Origin of the sequence: Acinetobacter uliginosus (genome assembly GCF_044130295.1) — a bacterium.
Classification (GTDB): Bacteria; Pseudomonadota; Gammaproteobacteria; order Pseudomonadales; family Moraxellaceae; genus Acinetobacter.
Map to the genome: position 1 here is coordinate 1 of NZ_JBIQOC010000155.1, position 300 is coordinate 300.

At 41.7% G+C, this 300-nt stretch carries 1 rRNA gene; it reads left to right on the plus strand.

The annotated features are described in order from the left end of the window. Positions 1-214: 214 nt before the first annotated feature. Positions 215-300: ribosomal RNA gene (locus ACE01T_RS17250) — 23S ribosomal RNA — on the plus strand; the annotation flags it as partial.

Here is a 300-nt window from a genome sequence, read left to right on the forward strand (position 1 = left end):
GAAATCGACATTAGCAGTCATTTATGACTGGTTGATGAAGATTAAGAAATGAGTTACTAGCGATTAAACTGAATCAAGCGTTTTGGTATATGAATCTAATTGAAGCTGTACAGTGCTTAAGTGCACAAACGCCAACTGTATGAGAGTGATGAGAAATCATCATAATCTGTTGCTCATCCTACTTGTAGGGATGGACGACTGTTTGGGGTTGTATAGTCAAGTAATTAAGTGCATGTGGTGGATGCCTTGGCAGTCAGAGGCGATGAAAGACGTAATAGCCTGCGATAAGCTCCGGGGAGG